This window comes from Paenibacillus sp. EC2-1, from assembly GCF_049311625.1.
In the GTDB taxonomy this organism is placed as follows: domain Bacteria; phylum Bacillota; class Bacilli; order Paenibacillales; family Paenibacillaceae; genus Paenibacillus_AQ.
In genome coordinates, this window is the sequence record NZ_CP186006.1 from 5,136,792 (window position 1) to 5,154,711 (window position 17,920).

The following is a 17,920-nucleotide window of genomic DNA, read 5'->3' on the forward strand; positions in this document are numbered from 1 at the left end:
TAAAGAACCCAGTATCACCGTGGTGATACTGGGTTCTACAATCAACTTCCTCTATTCCTTCGGGTGAATCATCTCTTCTGGTCTCACGACCCGGTCGAATTCCTCGCCGCTTAGCAGCCCACTCTGCACCGCAGCTTCCCGCAGGGTTAATCCTTCTTTATGTGCCTTCTTAGCAATACTTGCTGCATTCTCATAGCCGATATGAGGATTGAGCGCAGTCACCAGCATAAGCGAACGTTCCATGTTGCCTCGAATAACATCCAGATTAGCCTCAAGCCCTACAGCACAGTTTCGATTGAAGGATTCCATAGCATCACCAAGGAGGCGAGCCGATTGAAGGAAGTTGTAGATAATGACCGGCTTGAATACGTTCAGCTCAAAATTCCCTTGGCTAGCCGCAAAGCCAATCGCCGCGTCATTGCCCATCACCTGGCAGACAACCATGGTCAATGCCTCACTCTGGGTGGGGTTCACCTTGCCTGGCATGATGGAACTGCCCGGCTCGTTCGCTGGGATGCTCAACTCCCCAATACCAGAGCGTGGACCACTAGCCAACCAGCGTACATCATTCGCAATCTTCATCAAATCGGCCGCAAGTGCTTTGAGAGCTCCATGTGCAAACACCAACTCGTCATGGCTGGTTAGTGCATGGAATTTATTCTTAGCACTTGTAAAGCTCTTGCCTGTTTCCTTACTGATCTCCGTGGCTGTCATATCACCGAAGTCCGGATGAGCATTAATCCCGGTTCCAACAGCAGTACCACCAATGGCAAGCTCTCGCAGCGGCTCCATTGAGGAAGCCAGCATAAGCTCACATTTCTCCAACATCCGATGCCAACCACTAATCTCCTGTCCTAGCGTCAGCGGGGTCGCATCCTGCAGGTGGGTACGTCCGATTTTGATCAAATCCTGATATTTCTCAGCCTTTTCGGCCAGTGTATACTTCAATCGTTGTAATGCTGGAAGAACTTCTTCTTCCACAGCAATCAGTGCTGCCATATGCATTGCCGTAGGGAAGGTGTCGTTCGAGCTTTGTGATTTATTGACATCATCATTCGGATGGATGGTGTGTGAGAGGCCTTTCTCTTGGAGCAACTGATTCCCCCGGTTAGCAATCACTTCATTCATATTCATGTTGGACTGAGTGCCACTACCCGTCTGCCATACGACAAGAGGGAAATGATCATCCCACTTTCCACCTCTAATCTCATCAGCCGCAGCTGCGATGGCACCTGCTTTATCCTTATCCAGCTTTCCAAGCTTGGCATTAACTGTGGCCGCACTCTTCTTCAGAATAGCGAAAGCCCGGACAATCTCAACTGGCATCCGTTCCGTACCAATCCGGAAATTTTCGAAACTCCGCTGAGTTTGGGCAGCCCACAGCTTATCTGCTGGTACCTTGATCTCACCAAGGGTGTCTTTCTCAATACGGTAATCCATTTCATTATCCTCCTCTGGCATAAATAGAATGATGCAGTACTCATAAATATTTTGAAAAACAAGTAATTCTTACGAAGTCTTATCATTCTCTCTTACCCTATTATGGCACAGTCTCAACCTATAAAGACCTGTACAAAGACCATATGTAAAAAAGAGAGCCATCCCAAGAAGGGCTGACTCTCTTCATCCATTATCATATCGTTTATTACACAAGTGGACGATCTAACTCATACAGATGGCGATAGCGTGGATAACGCTCAAGCAATTGTGCATGCGTGCCGCGCATGACAATACGGCCCTCTTCCATAAATACAATCTCATCCATATGCTCTACACCAACCAGATGATGCGTCACCCAGATCAGCGTTTTGCCCTGCAGGCTTGTAAACATCGTGGACAATAGTTCACGCTCTGTCTTCGGATCAAGCCCGACTGTCGGTTCATCGAGAATAACAACCGGTGTATCCTGCAGCAAAATACGCGCTAATGCTACACGCTGCCGTTCTCCGCCAGAGAAACGCTGTCCGGTCTCCTGCATTCGGGTTTCAAGCCCTTCTGGCAAAGATTCTACAAGATCTCCAAGCCTCGCTCGCTGAACAGCATCTCGAAGCGCTTCATCGGAAGCATCTAATTGACCCAAACGAATGTTATTCGCAAGCGTTGTGTCAAACAGATGTGGGCTTTGATTCAGTACGGACACGACCGAAGCAATCCCATCTCCAAAAAGGGAAGCATCCGTACCATTGATCGTAACGCGCCCTTTTGATGGGGACAATACGCCTTGGATTAGACCCAATAGTGTTGACTTACCTGCACCAGACCTGCCAATCACAGCTACCTTGGACCCTTGATTAATGCTTAGTGATAGCTCACTAACAGCACTAACAGCCATCTGGTCAGAGGCCACACCACCGTGTCCTCCGTAACGGAAAGACACATGATTTACATCAACGTGAACTCCGCCCTTCGCAATAGCCGATGCTTCCTCTCTAGTCATACCATGCTCGTTATTTCTATCCACATCTGCTCTCGGAACTTCTTCCTTGATCGCATTTAACCGCTGAATAGACTGCTCATACTGAGGAATCCGTTCTATCGCTTCAGAGATTGGCAGAAATGCATCCATTAACGGAAACACAACAAGCACAAATGCAGCGATAAGCGTAACATCAATACGACCATCAGCATATTGCTGACTTGACCATACGATCATAGATAGCACAACGGCAGCCACGACACACTGACTAATAAAACCGCGAACCCGGCCCCATCGTTTCAAGGATCGATCTGTACGGTCTACACTCGCTTCATCTTGTTCATAACCCGTAAGGAAATCCTGTTGACGACCGCTGATGAACCACTCACCCATACCAAGCACGGCATCCGTGAGTTTCTGATAGAGCGCAGCACGCTCCTTCTTCATGGCAAGGTTCTTACGCTTCGTTATAAGCAGTGAAGCAATTGGCAAGATAAACAGTAGGAGAAACACGTAGGCAGCCATGAGCAGTGCAAACATGGGATCGAATAAGCCAATCGCAATAATAGCACCACCATAGAGCACCAAGGCAACGATGGCTGGGAACACAGTTCGGATGTAAACATCTTGTAAGTGTTCAATATCATCAGCAAGCACACCAAGCAGATCACCTGTCTTAAAGCGAGTGGAGAAACGCAGTGCCTGGGGCTCCAACAGATGATATAACCGGACACGCATTTTGGATAGAATCCGCAAGATCGTATCATGTCCCACTAGCCGCTCGACGTAGTGAACAACTGCCCGACTAATCCCAAAGGTTCGCACACCAACAACGGGCACATACACCATCAGGATATTCTCCGGTCTAAGTGCTGACTTCGAGATCAAGTATCCCGAAGTAAACATGAGCATCGACGCGGACAGAATGGTCAGCACACCTAGGATCACAATCAGCAGAAACCGCCAGAAATTAGCCGTTACATACGGACGAAACCACTGTTCCTGCTTCAATGTACTCCCTCCCATTGCGATGTGATGAGGCCGTAATACACACCTTTACGTGCCATTAACTCTTCATGTGTGCCTGATTCAGCAAGCCGTCCCTGATCCATCACCAGAATGTAATCCATTTCCGTCATCCAGTGAAGACGATGCGTTGCAAGGAATACCCACTTATCTTTAAAGAGCGAGGCTAACGTCTCTTTCAGCTCATACTCGGTTTCGATATCCAGATGCGCGGTTGGCTCATCCAGTAACAGAACAGGACGCTGACTTAAAAAAGCCCTTGCCATAGCAACCCGCTGCGCCTGTCCTCCACTTAAACTGCGACCCCCACCGCCAATCATTTCATTCAATCCGTTGGGCAGTGATTTAACCAAGCTGGACAATCCGGCTGCTTCCACAGCCCGCTCCACCTCTTCATCAGAGGCATTCGGAGCATAAAACCGAATATTATCAGCCAGTGAGCAGCCGAATAAATACGGATGCTGAGGAATATAGGTCATATGGCTGCGCCATTCTTTAGAAGCGGTATTGCGGAGCTTTACACCATCTAGAACAACTTCACCACTGCTCGGCGCAAGAAATCCACCTAAAATATCAATAAGTGTAGATTTACCTGCTCCACTCTCCCCAACAATACCGATCGATGCTCTACCCTTTAAGCGGAAGCTAACGTCCGCTAGAGATGCAGGTCCTTCCTCGTCATGATGCATACCTATACCAGACAAGCTCAGCTCACTATCTTCCTTCCACGTCAGCTGAGGCAAAGGCTCATTGTCCACTCCCGTCCCTGTATCCTCATTCAACCCTTCACTAGTCTCATCCTTGATCATCTCTTGGATCGCTTCACCTGCTTGTTTGCCGTCTAATGTAGCGTGGAAATCCGCCCCTACCATACGAACAGGCAAGAAATATTCAGGTGCAAGAACAAGAATCGTCAGTGCAGGCAGCAGATCCAGACTGCCATGGATGAGCCGTAGTCCGAGATTTACAGCTACCACTGCAACAGACAACATCGTGAAGAAATCGAGTGCAAAAGACGAGAGAAAAGCAACACGAAGTGTACGCATTGTAGCCTTTCGATAGCTCTCACTTACCTGCCCTATGCTCTCACCGTGTCTCTTGCTTTGACCCAGAAACTTCAGCGTCACAAGTCCACGGAGTGAATCTACAAAATGATTGGACAACATACGATACGTATGCAGCTGACGCTCTGTCTGCTTACGTGCAGCAAGGCCAACCAGAATTAGAAATACGATCAGAATCGGCATCGTCACAAGCAGAATGACTGCTGAAATACGATCAATATAGAATACATACAGCCAGACCAATGCAGGTGTAAAAGCGACCCCCATCATACGGGGTATGGTCAGTTCTACATACTTTCGAAACTTGGATATACCCTCTAGCACAAGCGTAACCACATTACCTGTTCCTTCGGACCGGACAAATCTTGGGCCCATATGGAACAGCTTATCCATGAGCTGCTTTCTCAGGTCCGTGCCCGTTTCCTCCGCGAACCGTTGTGCCACGCCCTGTTGCACGAGTCCAATACCGTGACGTGCCAGAAAAGCAAGCAGGAACAATACCATTGTCATGTATTGTTCCTGTAAAGAGGATCCGGCAAACAGGGCGGAGATAACCTCCGCCAACCATTTTGCCTGTAATATGATGGCCATGCTTTGTGCCAGGGTACATATGGCAACGACGAGAAAAACCGTCTTAACTCCTTTGTATCCCAGCAGATCTTTACCCATCAGTACTCTAAATGCTCCTTCTCATGTACCCGTTTATGGAAAACGAAGTAACTCCAAATTTGGTATCCCAGAACGAATGGCAGCAGCGTTACTGCCACAATGGTCATAATCTTCAAAGAGTACTGTCCTGAAGCGGCATTGTGAATCGTCAGGTCGAACGCGCTGTTGATCGAGCTGATCATTACGCGCGGGAACAACCCTATGAATACGGACATCACGGACAGAGCAATAACGGCTCCAGTCATACCGAATGCCCAGCCATCTTTTTTAATTTTCATGAAATAACCAGCTAACAAGAATGCAATCACACCGACAACCAGCATGATGGATAATAATCCACCACGAACCTCAAACACATCTGTCATGAAATACGTCATGATTCCAAATAGAAGTAGCAGTGCAGCAACTGGGATCAACAAGCGACGAGCCATAATGCGAGCACGTTCTTGCAAATCACCTACAGTGCGAAGGGTTGTAAACATCAATCCATGCAGTAAGCATAGCATAACAACGGTCACCCCGCCTACTACGGTATACAGATTAACAACATCGAAGAATCCAGCTTTCATCTGCATGGCTTCGTCAATCGGTAGACCTTGAATCAAGCAGGCAAATACGACACCTAGTAAGAATGGTGGCAAGATGCTTCCCGTGAAAATTGCGATATCCCACACCTTTTTCCACCGTGCATTCCCGACTTTACCACGAAATTCAAAAGCAACTCCACGTCCGATCAAAGCAAGTAAGAGGAATACTAGTGGAATATAGAAGCCACTAAAAAGCGTTGCATACCAATTCGGGAAGGCGGCGAACATCGCGCCACCTGCCGTGAGTAGCCATACTTCATTCGCATCCCAGAAAGGACCAATGGAGTTAATGAGAACTCGCCTTTGGCTATCATTTTTGGCTAAGAACTGTGTAGACATACCTACACCGAAGTCGAAACCTTCCAAGAAGAAAAACCCGATAAACAGAACGGCAACTAGTACGAACCACAACTCATTTAGAGACATTGCCGTATCCCTCCTTATTGAATGGGTCAGCTGCGTTGTGATCGTCTTCTTCCGCAGCAAATGGCCCTTTCTTAATTACTTTAACGAACAGATAAGCCATTACCGCAGCCAATACAGCGTAAATCGTGCTGAATGCAATGAGTGAGAACAGGATGGAACCTGCGCTTACATTCGGTGAAATACTATCTGCTGTCTGAATTAATCCGAAAACAGTCCAAGGTTGACGTCCAATTTCTGTCATAATCCATCCAGCTGTATTTGCGATGAACGGCAGTGAAATACTAAACAGCAATGCATACCAGAACCATTTGCCTGCTTTTTCTACTTTCTTACGGAACGTCAGCCATGCGCCATACAAGCCCAGCAGAATCATAGCGGAACCCGCAGCAACCATGATACGGAAGCTCCAGAATGTCGTGCGAACTGGCGGAATGTAGTCCCCAGGTCCGTACTGCTGCTCATACTGTGCCTGCAATTCTTTCATCCCGATAACTTCACCAGAGAATTTGCTGTAGGACAGGAAGCTAAGCAGATAAGGAACTTTAAATTCTGCCTTATTTGTCTGATTCTCCGGATCAATCGAGGCAACAACCGTCCACGGAGCCGGGTCATCACTCGTTTCCCACAAAGCTTCTGCAGCAGCCATCTTCATAGGCTGTGTATCAACCAAGTACTGTGCTTGTTGGTGACCGAAGACAGCAACGAGCACGGAAGAGATAAGTGCGACAATAATTGCAATGTTAAATGATTTTTTGAAAAACTCGATATCTTTCTTCTTAAGCAACTTATATGCACTAACACCTGTAATCAAGAATGCACCTGTAGCCAGTGCACCAAAGATCGTATGCGGGAACTCAACCAAGAGCTGACCATTTGTAATAATGGCTAGGAAATCATTCATTTCCGCACGTCCATTATTAATCTCAAATCCGACCGGACGCTGCATGAACGAGTTAGCAGCCAAGATCCAGAATGCTGACATCAGCGTACCGAAGGATACGAGCCATATGCTAAGCAAGTGAACTTTCTTGGACACACGGTCCCATCCGAAAATCCAAAGACCGATAAACGTAGATTCTAGGAAAAATGCAAGTAATGCTTCAATAGCAAGCGGTGCTCCAAACACATCCCCGACAAACCGGGAGTAGTCCGACCAGTTCATACCAAACTGGAATTCTTGCAATATACCTGTAACGACCCCGACAGCAAAGTTAATGAGGAACAGTTTCCCCCAGAATTTTGCCATCTTCTTGTATATTTCCTTGCCCTTGACGACATACATCGTCTCCATTATGGCAATCAGAAACGCCAAACCGATGGACAACGGAACAAAGATGAAATGAAAAATGGTTGTCGAAGCGAACTGAATTCGCGCGAGCATAACCGGATCCATAATATACCCCTTCCTTTTGGTCACGTATTAATGCTTCAAAATTTATCTTTAATTATTTTCGCAGACCGCCGTTATAAGAATTGTGATCTTTATCACATTTAAACAACTTGAAAGGGGTTAAATAGTTGTGAATTTGTGACGAAAATCACGTTGTTGTCAAAAATAAAAAAAGCCACCTATTAAAGGTAAATCTTATGACTATATTTGCTACAAAAACATGAGAAGAGTTGCCCAATCTTGGACAACTCTTCTGCCTTATCTGTTTAAACTTTACTTAAATTTCTGTCTCAATTAATTTGAATTCCGTCACATCAGCCAAGCCCCGGTTCGTAATACGAATGTCTGGAATGACTGGCAAAGCGATCAATGAAAAGGTCATAAAAGGTGCATTTAGTGGACAACCAAGCTCTTTCCAAGCTTCTTCCATTGCCACCACTTCAGCCGCTACGGTCTCAAGCGGACGGTCTGCCATAAGTCCAGCTACAGGCATAGCTACTTTGGCAAGCACCTTGCCGTCTTGCACAACAACCATCCCTCCGCCGCATGCAGCAAGTTCGTTGGCTGCAAATGCCATATCTTCAGGATTCGCCCCCATGACAAGCAGGTTATGGCTGTCATGAGCTACCGTAGAAGCTACGGCACCGGATTTGATCTGGAATCCATTAGCGAATCCAAGAGAAATCTGTCCTGTTCCTTTATGCCGTTCAATACATGCAATCCGAATAATATCCTGTGCCGGATCTGGCTGAATAATACCATCGACTACCGGAAGGGATGCCGTTACTTTAGCAGTACGAGCACTATTCTCAATCGCACCTACGACATTGACCTGTGTCTGATCCGCATGTTTTTTGCTACGGAGTAGAAAGTCATCGGCTACAAGTGGCCTTTGAAGTCGTACGGAGCTTCGAGCTTCGGCTGGATATTCATAAACCGGGAATTCCTTCACGATCTTACCGGATTCAGCAACAACCTCACCATCTGCAATAACAAGTGAAGGCATCATCTGTTGTAAGTCATCAATGAGCAGAATATCAGCCGATTTACCTGGCGCAATACTTCCAATCTCCTTATCCATTCCAAAGTAACGAGCGACATTGATTGTACCCATCTGAATCGCAGTAACCGGATCAACACCTTCTTCAATCGCTCGGCGTACAACATGATTCAGATGACCCAAGTTCAGAAGCGTCATTGGATATACATCATCAGTTACAAGGGTAATATTATCTGTACGTACCTTATCTTCTGTCACAACTTTTATAACTTCCTTCACGTCATGCCATGCGGAGCCTTCACGAATCATCAAATGCATACCAAGACGAACCTTCTGCAATGCCTGCTCACGGGTTACTGTCTCATGACAAGAATCCACACCCGAAGCTAAATAGGCTTGCAACATACGCTCATCGTCTGATGGGAAATGCCCTGTGACAGCTTTACCCGCCTTAAGCGTTGCTTCAATCTCACCACACATCGTCTCATCACCAAATACGACACCAGGGAAATTCATAACCTCGCCAAGGCCTTCCACGCCCGGCCATTTCAATCCTGCTTCGATATCAGCTACTCCAAGAGCCGCACCGGCGTCTTCAAGATCTGTCGTTGCAGGCACACAGGAAGGAAACGTCGTAAATACTTTAAGGGGAAGTTGTTGTCCCTCCTCATGCATCCAGCGCACACCATCTGAGCCAAATACGTTCGCAATCTCATGCGGGTCCATAAAAATAGCCGTTGTGCCTTTTGCCATCGCCGCTTTAGCAAATTCCGTTACCGTCAGCATCGTGCTCTCTACATGCATATGTCCATCCAGCAGACCTGGAGTGATGTACCGTCCATTTGCCTGGATCACTTTTGTATGCTCACCAATGGTATGATCAGCTTGACCGATGTATGCAATTCTACCAAAGGCAATTGCGATATCTACATGCTCTTGAAGTTCTCCGGTAAACACATTGACCAATGTGCCATCCTTAATCACGGTTTCTGCCGCTGCCTTCCCCATTGCGATCTGTCCGAGTTGATAACTAACCTCGTAACGCTTCTGTCTCTTCTTCGAACTCATGTATGACACTCCCTTATTCAAATATAAAGTCGTCTAGCTACAGGCTTCCCTTTGAACACATACAAAATAACCCAGGCAGCGTCTTCTGTCCGGGTTATCGACCATACACGAAAAAGAGAGATTATGGAAGCCAATCTATGCGTTTTATAGAACAGGCCCAGCATCTATTCCTGTGGCCCTGATTTCTGTTATTCACATGATGTTTATTCTCTCATCTTCTATGTAGTCAAGTCATTTACGGTAACCTGGTAGAGACGCCTGAGCCTTATTCTCTGGCATATACATAAAATCTTTTTAGTTGTTGTATGCATTATAATCCTTTAGGAACGTAAGTCAATAGAATGGAATTTTATTCAAAAAACCAGAATTATATTGCTGCTCACTTTTATAATAGAAGATATATGCCCGTACTGACCAACAGAATATAGGTAAGCACTTTGAAAATTCGGGGATTAAGCCATTTAAAAACGATCTGACCTAGAAATAATCCGAGAAACACCATTGGAATGGCTAATAAGCTGGATGTCCACACCGTTTGATTCGTTCCAGCGAATACGGTCTGGCTCATCAGACTAATCGCATAAATAAATAGATAAAAGGCTAGCGTTGTAGCCCTAAGCTTCGATTTCTCCGTATCAGTTCCTGTAAAGTAGAGTAATAATGGTGGACCAGGCATGCCAATACTAGTCGTTAGTACACCGGATAACCCACCAACAACAAAGTCTCTGGCTGATGTACGCTGGATCTTGAAATTACACATTAGTAGTAGAGTTAATAAAAGAAGAAGAACACCAAGCCCTAACTTCAGAGCATTGATATCCATCGTCATAAAGACGAGAATGCCAAGAGGTACCCCCGCGATACTCCCTACCACAACTCTTTTTAAAAGTCTGATATCAATATCATGTCTGATCTTCCATATCAATGATACGGAAATAAGCAGCGATAATATGATATTGATCTGTATCGCTTCATTCGGCAGGAAGATCATGAGCAAGAAAGGAGTTGCCATAATAGAGAATCCAAAACCTGTGCTGACTTGAAGAATAGAGGCTAATAATACAATAGCTGCAAAAGCAAACATCGTTCCCACGAAAACATCCCTCCTAAGTGAGATGACTGCATCCTCTTATTTTATCATTTATAGAAGGTTAAAAGAGCCTCATTTCAAAACACACCTGCTTGCTTGGATGAAATGACCATCTCGGCTAAGGTATAATAGACATGCAATTATAACCCTAATAACCGGCTAAGATTAGCCGAATTACAAGCCTAAGGAGGAACAAATATGCTGGTCGTAACGAACTCAATCAAAGTCAAACCAGGGCACGGCAAAGAACTGTCCGAACGATTCGCACAGGCAAAGGGTGTACAGGAAATGCCGGGGTTCATCCGAATGGAAGTATGGCATGAAGCCAAGGAAGGCGCGGAAGCCGAAGAACTCAAGGTTTGCACCGTATGGGAGAACGAAGACGCATTTAAAGGCTGGACTTCCAGCGAATCGTTCCGTCAATCTCACCGTGGAGGCGGGAGTGAGTACATTCTTGGCGCATCCCTGAATAAATATGAACTGCTTGTGAGCAACCCACCAATCGCTTAAACCTTAATAAACCCGCGGAAAGCCTAGACTTCCCGTGGGTTTATTAGTTAGTTGCGGTTCTATTTTAGCAACTTACCTGATACTTATTTCGCACTTTTCGACTCTGTTTTCACAAAAAAGAGCGCTGTCATCACTCTTTTTTCAAAGGTCGATAGGAAAGTTTTATGACCGGGGTAAACTTCATGGAATGTCTACATAAAAATTCAACATATCTATACAAATTTACGCAATGGGAAATAGTAAATGAGCACGCAAAAAACACTAAATAGACCCACTTCAAAGGAGGATTTTAGCGTGGAAAACACTCATGAGTTTGTTGAAAAGATGAAATCAAATGCCGAAAAAGCGCGTCACAACAAGGAAAACCATGGTAAGGGAAGTCCCAATTCCAAATTACCAACAAAACAGCATGGAACCAATAAGTAACGTAACGAATGCATAACGTGGCGATCCTTTGGATCGCTTTTTTTGCACTAATCGTATAATTTCTGAAAGCATTTTTTAGGTAAAAATGTATAAATAATTATTCACGATGTATAAATTGAAACTTGCAAGGATGCTGAATATTTGATAAATACAACATAATACATATTTATGAGAGAGGTGGACCTGTACATGAATCTTACTGCACAACAATCGCAAGAAGCGGTATCTTACGTCCAATCCATATTCGAGACAGTACAAAAGCGTAACCCTAATGAGTCTGAATTCCATCAGGCTGTGAAAGAAATTCTGGATTCACTCGTTCCAATCCTCACAAAATATCCGCAATACCAAGAAGCTGGAATTTTAGAAAGACTCGTTGAACCAGAGCGTGTCATCACATTCCGTGTTCCTTGGGTAGACGACAAAGGTAAAGTTCAGGTTAACCGCGGCTATCGTGTTCAGTTCAACAGCGCGATCGGACCGTACAAAGGCGGCCTCCGCTTCCACCCTTCTGTTAACGTAAGCATTATTAAATTCCTCGGCTTTGAACAAATTTTGAAAAACTCCCTGACAGGTCTTCCTATCGGCGGCGGCAAAGGCGGCTCCGACTTCGATCCTAAAGGCAAATCCGATAATGAAATCATGCGCTTCACACAAAGCTTCATGACGGAGCTATACAAGTATATTGGTCCTGATACTGACGTACCTGCTGGTGATATCGGTGTAGGTGCACGTGAAATCGGTTATATGTTTGGTCAATACAAACGTATCCGTGGTGGTAACGAGGCTGGTGTTCTGACTGGTAAATCCATTCAGTACGGTGGAAGCTTGGGACGCCCTGAAGCAACAGGCTATGGTTGTGTGTATTTCGTAGAAGAAATGCTGAAATCCAAGGACATGAGCTTTGAAGGCCAGACGGTTGTTGTATCTGGATCCGGTAACGTGTCCATCCACGCGATCGAAAAAGCACACCAACTCGGTGCTAAAGTCGTAGCATGCAGTGACTCCAGCGGTTATATCTATGATCCTGAAGGCATCTGTCTTGAAACACTTCGTCGCCTTAAAGACGTTGAAAGAAAACGCGTAAGCGAATATGTTAAAGAGCACCCACGTGCTAGTTTCACTGAAGGCTGCCAGGGTATCTGGACGATCCCTTGTGATATTGCCCTTCCATGTGCTACGCAAAACGAAATCAACGAATCAGACGCTGCGATCCTCGTATCCAACGGCGTAAAAGCGATCGGTGAAGGTGCTAACATGCCATCTACACTTGAAGCGATTGATCTCTTCTTGAAGAACAATGTACTGTTCGGACCTGCAAAAGCAGCAAACGCTGGTGGCGTAGCTGTATCCGCACTGGAAATGTCCCAGAACTCGATGAGATTGTCTTGGACCTTCGAAGAAGTGGACAACAGACTTCACCTCATCATGAAGAACATCTATGAGAACAGTGTGCAAGCGGCTGAAGAATTCGATTGCGCTGGTAACCTTGTTGTAGGTGCTAACATCGCTGGTTTCCGTAAAGTAGCAGACGCTATGCTCGCTCAAGGTATTGTTTAAAGACTAGCAAGGTTTCAATGCATACCCTGTGCTCTTGGTTTCAGATTGTAGGCAAAGTCTAATGGAAGCTGATTACACACATCAGGTTAAGCGGTATCCATCATCTTCTGTTTGACTTTGTCATCAGCCTGAGACCTTGGCAGTACACGGGCTGTGGTTGGAATGCTTGTATGCTTTATAGAAAAACCTCCGTTTCAATGAATTGAAACGGAGGTTTTTCTATGTTGAATATTATTTTTTATATGCTCATCCATAACACCGCTATGCCAAGCGCCATAATCCTCGCTATATTCATCATGAGAAAGTTTTGGACTGCGGTGATAAAGGTCGCTTTCTTGGATGGATTGGCCATAAATCGCTTTATATTTCTGTGGATCGGAATGACGGTTAGTAGGATAAGCAGTACAATGATCGGGTTAATGCCTATGAAAAGCAGCACTACGACATCTACATAAGCGAGAAAATAAAGCATACGAAACAGAACAAGCGCATTTGGACGGCCAATATAAACCGGAAGGGTGTAGCGTTTATTCTCGATATCCTCCTCCACATCACAAATATTGTTCGCGAGCATAATGTTAGCAATACCGAGTATGGCCGGAATCGAGAACATAAATAGCACAATCACTTCCGGTAAATTCACCTGTAAACTCGCCATCCCTCCCTCTAACGTCAGACTCGCCAGCTGATTCCCATCCACATGAACCCATGCCGAGATAAAGATGATCACAAAGCCCATGAATAGTCCGGAGAACAGCTCACCAAGCGGCATCCGTGAAATCGGAATTGGTCCAAAGGAATAGAGAATACCTACCGCGAACGATAGCCCGCCAAGCAGTAGGATCAAAAGTCCTGTATCAAGAAATAACATTATACCTGCACTGACTGCGATCAATAACAGAATAGCAATCACGGTAATTACCGCTGCTTCCTTCAATTTGTGGTGAACAATCGGATTGTGGAACTCATAACCGAAACCGTTCTTTTTAATCGCCTTTTTATAGTCATAATAGTTGTTAATCGCTGTGGTAGCCATATCGAATGATAGTAAGGAGGCAAGCATAAGCACAAAGTGATACGTATTAAACTGCTCAAAGCGGAATAGCGCATACAGTGTTCCCATAAGAAAAGGAACCATGCTCGCAACCTTCGTCTGAATCTCCACCAGCCTAAAAAAAGGTTTGACCCCCATCTCTACACCTTCCGTCCTTCTGTGTACATTATCTAAAAATAGAATATCTTATATTTTAAATTTTGGATGTGGAGTTTGTGCTTGACAAAGAAAAAACACCCTTTAGATAGGATCATATTCACATATCATCCTATCCAAAGGGTATTCTAATATTCATTATATATGCGTCGTTTGTTCCTTCGTTTCCCGGCTACTCCGAGTCCAAGGCGTACCTAACAACGGCAATGCCCAGCGATCTAGTCCATACCAGCCTGCTACCTTCCATGCGAGCACGATCAAGATTGCAAGAATGAACAGAATAGGATTCACACTGATCGAGCCAGCGAACAGGAAGCTGACATTCATCAGGCCACCAAAAAATGCCGCAATTCCTGTCAGTAGACCGAGAATAAGACCTAAGCCAACCAATGTCTCCCCAAATGCCACCATATGGGCGAAGACTTTCGAATTAGGAAGAACCACATTTTCAAGAAAGGTCGCATACCAGCCGGTGACATCATCGCCACCTTCCGCTTTAGCAAGTGCTCCTTTAACAAAACCTTCCAGCCCAGCTCCTGCATTCTCACCGGTCCAAGTACCAGACGATAACTTCTTGATCCCAGCAGTAAACCAGGTATACCCAAGATATAGACGTAAAGCAAGCCATATCCATGCTGAGTAAACACTGTTAAAAAGAAACATCGATACCGGATTCTCCGGTATTACCATATACTGACCTTCTCTGAAGCTGTTCTTCTTCATAACTTTCCTCCCCATTTCTGCATAAATGATAATAATTCGTTCAGAATTTACCATTTATAAGGAGAAGATACAATCCTTCCATTGGCATAAATTAGAAATACATGGTTATGACCTTTAGATGATTCCCTTTTAGCCTATAAAACGACTTGTCACCTCACTCCAACCGTATATTTATGTAAAAATATTCAATATTAATCATTACCATACATATACTGACACACAAAAACACCCGTAAGACGGGGCCAACTGCGCGCGAGTCCATCTTAAGGGTGTGTACTTCTTACCTATTTAACGAATATTTATTCTTTCAATCCCGCTTCCGTCGACTCCATGGTGTACCTAGTAGAGGCAACGCCCAACGATCTAGTCCGTACCAACCAGCCACTTTCCAGGCAAGTACGAGCCATGTTGCCAAGATGAACAATAGTGGATTGGTGCTTAGTGTACCAGCAAACAGGAAGCTCGCATTCATCAGTCCACCGAAGAACGCTGCGATCCCTGTCAGAAGTCCGAGAATAAGCCCTAATCCGACTAGCACTTCCCCATAAGCAACCATATATCCAAAAAGTTTAGCATTCGGCAATACGAAATTTTCCAGAAACGATGCATACCAACCCGCTACATCCTTACCACCTTCAGCTTTAGCAAGTGCACCTTTCACAAAACCTTGAATCGCCGCTCCAGCATTCTCACCTGTCCAAGCATCAGCCGATAACTTCTTAATTCCTGATGTAAACCATATATAACCTAGATATAGTCGGATAATTAGCCATATCCAAGCCGAGCGGGTACTGCTGAACAGAAACATGGACACTGGGTTCTCAGGTACAACGATATACTGCCCATCTCTTAAATCTCGTTGTCTAGCCAAACCAATCATCTCCAATCCTGATAAAATGGATATAGTCATTCTAAATATAACCATTATTCCAGAATGGATTCAACCCAATTATTTCTTATAACTATGGGTTAATGCATGTAAATGAGAAGAGACAACTGATTTAACATTAAAAAATATTCATACTCAGATATCTTTCACCCGTATCTGGTGCAATACATACTACTCGCTTACCCGCACCTAACTTCTCAGCTACACGTATAGCGGCGAATACAGAAGCACCTGAAGAAGGACCGACCAATATGCCTTCCTTTCGAGCCAGACTACGAACAGTCTCAATGGCTTCTTCATCCGCAATTTGAATGATCTCGTCGTATACATTTGTATTCAGAATATCCGGAACAAAACCAGGACTTGTCCCTACGAGCTTATGTGGCCCAGGCTGACCACCAGAGAGTACAGGCGAGCCTTGTGGTTCAACCACAGCGATATGCAGCTTCGGAAGATGCTTGCGCAGTTCCTCTCCCGTACCTGTAATCGTCCCCCCTGTTCCTGCTGTCGCAACAAAGGCATCAAGACGCCCTTCCATCTGCTGCAGGATCTCAGGTGCTGTCGTCACCCGGTGAATATCCGGATTCGCTTGATTCTCGAACTGCTGTGGAATAAAGCTACCTGGAATTTGTTCCTTAAGCTCCAAGGCTTTAGCAATCGAACCTGGCATACGTTCACTGCTAGGTGTCAACACTACCTCCGCTCCGTAAGCTTTCAAGATATTAATCCGCTCTTTGGACATATTATCTGGCATAATCAAAATCGCACGGTAACCCTTAGCTGCAGCAATCATAGCCAGTCCAATGCCGGTATTGCCACTTGTAGGCTCGATAATTGTACCGCCTGGCTTCAAATGACCCTGCTTCTCAGCGGTATCGATCAAATTAAAGGCTGCACGGTCTTTCACACTGCCGGAAGGATTGAACATTTCCAGCTTCACATACACCTCAGCTGCTCCATCCGGAACGATTCGCTGCAACCGAACCATCGGCGTTGCACCGATCAAATCTACAATATTATCGTATATCCCCATGGTGTTCTCCTTTGTTATAACAGAATGATTGGATCCGCCATTAACCTTAGCGCTCTCTCTATCATACCATTCCTATCGGATATAGACATAATCAATGATTGCTTAAATCAAGATGCTTCATAATCCTCTCTCGCAGAGCAACAAAATCTGCTCCGTTACGGTTACGGGGCCGGGATGAGTCAATTGAGATTGACTCCACAATCCGTCCAGGACGTGGACTCATAACATAAATGGTATCCGCCAAATATATTGCTTCATCAATATCATGTGTAATGAGAAGAACAGTCTTGCCCGTGCCATCCCACAGTCGAAGCAGCTCATTTTGCATCGAGATCTTGGTGATTGCGTCCAATGCACCAAACGGTTCGTCTAATAGCAGCACCTCAGGATCCATCACAAGTGCACGTGCAATAGAGGCGCGTTGGCGCATGCCGCCGGATAACTGATGTGGATAGTACTTCTGGAATCCACGAAGGCCAACCTTCTCCAGCATGGCGTCTACCCGAGAGCTTCGTTCTTTTTTGGATATACCTGCAAGCTCCAATCCGAAACCGACGTTATATTCAACCGTCCTCCAAGGATACAGAGCATGCTCTTGAAAGATTAACATCCGGCTAGGATCAGGCTTTACAATCGCTTGTTCGCTCGCAGTAACCTTTCCGTCTGAAGGGTATTCGAGACCCGCAATCATACGCAGCACAGTACTCTTTCCGCAACCCGAAGGGCCGACGATCGCCACGAACTCACCTTGGCGAATTGTAATGTCCACCTCTTCAAGTACATTCAATGATCCGAAAGATTTCGATACATTGTCTACATGTATGGTCTGCATG

15 protein-coding genes and 1 riboswitch are annotated in these 17,920 nt (G+C 45.3%); of the genes, 3 read left to right on the top strand and 12 right to left on the bottom strand.

Going from position 1 to position 17,920, the window contains the following annotated elements:
- Nucleotides 1-51: 51 nt before the first annotated feature.
- From fumC to ACK8P5_RS24160, 7 genes are all read right to left on the bottom strand, one after another.
- On the bottom strand, nt 52-1,440 hold the full coding sequence (fumC, locus tag ACK8P5_RS24130; protein WP_422658712.1) for a class II fumarate hydratase: 1,389 nt from the start codon (nt 1,438-1,440) through the stop codon (nt 52-54).
- A 205-nt stretch (nt 1,441-1,645) separates the two neighbouring features.
- Nucleotides 1,646-3,427, bottom strand: a complete 1,782-nt coding sequence (gene cydC / locus ACK8P5_RS24135) for a thiol reductant ABC exporter subunit CydC (RefSeq protein WP_422658713.1) — start codon at nt 3,425-3,427, stop codon at nt 1,646-1,648.
- Entirely contained in the window at nt 3,424-5,175 is a 1,752-nt protein-coding gene (cydD, locus tag ACK8P5_RS24140) for a thiol reductant ABC exporter subunit CydD (protein WP_422658714.1), read from the bottom strand. Before cydD ends, cydC begins: the two co-directional genes overlap by 4 nt.
- Nucleotides 5,175-6,188, bottom strand: coding sequence for a cytochrome d ubiquinol oxidase subunit II (gene cydB / locus ACK8P5_RS24145; RefSeq protein ID WP_422658715.1), 1,014 nt, complete (start codon nt 6,186-6,188; stop codon nt 5,175-5,177). The genes cydD and cydB overlap by 1 nt, the downstream gene beginning before the upstream one ends.
- The gene (locus ACK8P5_RS24150; protein ID WP_422658716.1) at nt 6,175-7,581 is read right to left on the bottom strand and encodes a cytochrome ubiquinol oxidase subunit I; all 1,407 of its coding nucleotides are present in this window, start codon (nt 7,579-7,581) and stop codon (nt 6,175-6,177) included. Before ACK8P5_RS24150 ends, cydB begins: the two co-directional genes overlap by 14 nt.
- Before the next feature lie 274 nt (nt 7,582-7,855).
- Nucleotides 7,856-9,646, bottom strand: a complete 1,791-nt coding sequence (gene ade / locus ACK8P5_RS24155; protein ID WP_422658717.1) for an adenine deaminase — start codon at nt 9,644-9,646, stop codon at nt 7,856-7,858.
- 203 nt (nt 9,647-9,849) lie between these two features.
- Nucleotides 9,850-9,951, bottom strand: a riboswitch (purine riboswitch).
- An 80-nt stretch (nt 9,952-10,031) separates the two neighbouring features.
- Nucleotides 10,032-10,739 (bottom strand): sulfite exporter TauE/SafE family protein, encoded by a 708-nt coding sequence (locus ACK8P5_RS24160; RefSeq protein WP_422658718.1) that lies wholly within the window; start codon nt 10,737-10,739, stop codon nt 10,032-10,034.
- A 195-nt stretch (nt 10,740-10,934) separates the two neighbouring features.
- Here ACK8P5_RS24160 and ACK8P5_RS24165 point away from each other — a divergent pair, with 195 nt between their 5' ends.
- The 3 genes from ACK8P5_RS24165 (at nt 10,935) to gdhA (ending at nt 13,232) form a co-directional block, all read left to right on the top strand.
- Nucleotides 10,935-11,246: an antibiotic biosynthesis monooxygenase gene (locus ACK8P5_RS24165; protein WP_422658719.1), complete on the top strand. Its 312-nt coding sequence runs from the start codon at nt 10,935-10,937 to the stop codon at nt 11,244-11,246.
- A gap of 294 nt (nt 11,247-11,540) precedes the next feature.
- A complete protein-coding gene (locus ACK8P5_RS24170; protein ID WP_422658720.1) occupies nt 11,541-11,672 on the top strand; it encodes a DUF4023 domain-containing protein in 132 nt (43 codons plus the stop codon).
- 189 nt (nt 11,673-11,861) lie between these two features.
- Nucleotides 11,862-13,232 (top strand): NADP-specific glutamate dehydrogenase, encoded by a 1,371-nt coding sequence (gene gdhA, locus ACK8P5_RS24175; RefSeq protein WP_422658721.1) that lies wholly within the window; start codon nt 11,862-11,864, stop codon nt 13,230-13,232.
- A 238-nt stretch (nt 13,233-13,470) separates the two neighbouring features.
- Here the strand turns inward: gdhA and ACK8P5_RS24180 are convergent, their stop codons facing one another.
- The 5 genes from ACK8P5_RS24180 to ACK8P5_RS24200 all read right to left on the bottom strand — a co-directional run bounded on the left by ACK8P5_RS24180 (nt 13,471) and on the right by ACK8P5_RS24200 (nt 17,919).
- Entirely contained in the window at nt 13,471-14,424 is a 954-nt protein-coding gene (locus ACK8P5_RS24180) for a 1,4-dihydroxy-2-naphthoate polyprenyltransferase (RefSeq protein ID WP_422658722.1), read from the bottom strand.
- 156 nt (nt 14,425-14,580) lie between these two features.
- Nucleotides 14,581-15,165: a DoxX family membrane protein gene (locus ACK8P5_RS24185; protein WP_422658723.1), complete on the bottom strand. Its 585-nt coding sequence runs from the start codon at nt 15,163-15,165 to the stop codon at nt 14,581-14,583.
- Nucleotides 15,166-15,472: 307 nt separating this feature from the next.
- The gene (locus ACK8P5_RS24190) at nt 15,473-15,973 is read right to left on the bottom strand and encodes a DoxX family membrane protein (protein ID WP_422661570.1); all 501 of its coding nucleotides are present in this window, start codon (nt 15,971-15,973) and stop codon (nt 15,473-15,475) included.
- A gap of 199 nt (nt 15,974-16,172) precedes the next feature.
- Entirely contained in the window at nt 16,173-17,087 is a 915-nt protein-coding gene (cysK, locus tag ACK8P5_RS24195) for a cysteine synthase A (RefSeq protein ID WP_422658724.1), read from the bottom strand.
- A gap of 91 nt (nt 17,088-17,178) precedes the next feature.
- The gene (locus tag ACK8P5_RS24200; protein WP_422658725.1) at nt 17,179-17,919 is read right to left on the bottom strand and encodes an ABC transporter ATP-binding protein; all 741 of its coding nucleotides are present in this window, start codon (nt 17,917-17,919) and stop codon (nt 17,179-17,181) included.
- Nucleotide 17,920: the final 1 nt, after the last annotated feature.

What these genes read in the sequence shown, in the direction of transcription:
- ACK8P5_RS24165 (WP_422658719.1), top strand. Translation starts at nt 10,935, where the DNA reads ATGCTGGTCGTAACGAACTCAATCAAAGTCAAACCAGGGCACGGCAAA.
- ACK8P5_RS24180 (WP_422658722.1), bottom strand. Translation starts at nt 14,424, where the DNA reads ATGGGGGTCAAACCTTTTTTTAGGCTGGTGGAGATTCAGACGAAGGTT.
- cydD (WP_422658714.1), bottom strand. Translation starts at nt 5,175, where the DNA reads ATGGGTAAAGATCTGCTGGGATACAAAGGAGTTAAGACGGTTTTTCTC.
- ACK8P5_RS24185 (WP_422658723.1), bottom strand. Translation starts at nt 15,165, where the DNA reads ATGAAGAAGAACAGCTTCAGAGAAGGTCAGTATATGGTAATACCGGAG.
- ACK8P5_RS24200 (WP_422658725.1), bottom strand. Translation starts at nt 17,919, where the DNA reads ATGCAGACCATACATGTAGACAATGTATCGAAATCTTTCGGATCATTG.
- cydB (WP_422658715.1), bottom strand. Translation starts at nt 6,188, where the DNA reads ATGTCTCTAAATGAGTTGTGGTTCGTACTAGTTGCCGTTCTGTTTATC.
- ade (WP_422658717.1), bottom strand. Translation starts at nt 9,646, where the DNA reads ATGAGTTCGAAGAAGAGACAGAAGCGTTACGAGGTTAGTTATCAACTC.
- ACK8P5_RS24150 (WP_422658716.1), bottom strand. Translation starts at nt 7,581, where the DNA reads ATGGATCCGGTTATGCTCGCGCGAATTCAGTTCGCTTCGACAACCATT.
- ACK8P5_RS24190 (WP_422661570.1), bottom strand. Translation starts at nt 15,973, where the DNA reads ATGTTTCTGTTCAGCAGTACCCGCTCGGCTTGGATATGGCTAATTATC.
- cysK (WP_422658724.1), bottom strand. Translation starts at nt 17,087, where the DNA reads ATGGGGATATACGATAATATTGTAGATTTGATCGGTGCAACGCCGATG.
- fumC (WP_422658712.1), bottom strand. Translation starts at nt 1,440, where the DNA reads ATGGATTACCGTATTGAGAAAGACACCCTTGGTGAGATCAAGGTACCA.
- gdhA (WP_422658721.1), top strand. Translation starts at nt 11,862, where the DNA reads ATGAATCTTACTGCACAACAATCGCAAGAAGCGGTATCTTACGTCCAA.